The organism is Ruegeria sp. AL11 (assembly GCF_056540865.1).
In genome coordinates, this window is the sequence record NZ_JBQFXO010000053.1 from 1 (window position 1) to 1,033 (window position 1,033).

At 58.4% G+C, this 1,033-nt stretch carries 1 protein-coding gene; it reads left to right on the forward strand.

Annotated features, from left to right (window positions below; all coding sequences use genetic code 11):
* Window positions 1-34: 34 nt before the first annotated feature.
* The coding region (locus ACR0IP_RS23220; RefSeq protein WP_480528169.1) for an efflux RND transporter periplasmic adaptor subunit at window positions 35-1,033 on the forward strand (999 nt) is incomplete at its 3' end.

Genomic DNA, 1,033 nt, shown 5'->3' on the forward strand with positions numbered 1-1,033 from the left:
TATTAATGGCGCAGATTCTTAGGAGAAACACTTTATGCGTTTGATTTCATTCATCAACGCCCTTCTCGTGATTGTTGCACTGTATTTTCTGGTGTTTGAACGTGACACCTTGTTCGCCTTTGCCGGACGCGGTGATGCCGTGGAAGCAACACAAGACGAAGCAGCGGAAACCGATAACTCCGATATCTCTGCAGTGGGTGTTGTCGCCCTGCGCTCGCAAGCGCGTGAAATTGACAGCGCCGTGCTGCTGCGCGGTCAGACCAAGGCAAACCGGCAGGTCGAAGTACTTTCGGAAACCACGTCCACCGTTATCTCTGAACCTAAACGTAAAGGTGCGTTTGTTGAGGCGGGCGATATATTATGCGAGCTTGATCCCGGCACGCGCCCGGCACAACTGGCCGAAGCCATGGCGGGCAAACTGGAAGCCCAGAGCCGCATACCCGAAGCCGAAGCACGCCTGACAGAGGCACATGCGCTTGTTGCCGAGGCCGAGATCAATCTGACAGCCTCGCGCAAACTGGCTGAAACCGGCTATGCGTCGGAAACCCGTCGCATCTCCAGCGAAGCGGTGATGAGCTCAGCGGAAGCCGGTGTGAAAACAGCCGAAGCCGGACTGGAAGCCACGCGTGCAGGCATCGAAGCAGCCGCGGCAGCAGTCGAGGCCGCACAGCGAGAGGTTGGCCGCCTGACCATCAAAGCCCCCTTCAAGGGCTTGCTGGAAAGCGACACTGCAGAACTGGGAAGCCTGATGCAGCCTGGATCACTTTGCGCGACTGTCATTCAACTGGACCCGATCAAGCTGGTCGGCTTCGTACCCGAGACCGAAGTCAATCGGGTGCTTGTTGGGTCCGAAGCATCGGCAACACTTGTGACCGGTCGGCAACTGGGCGGTCGGGTCACGTTCCTGAGCCGGTCCGCGGACGAGACAACACGTACATTCGAGGTGGAAATCACCGTTCCGAACCCCGACTTGACCATTCGCGACGGTCAGACGGCGACAATCAGCATCGCCGCCGAGGGCGCGAAAGCCCAC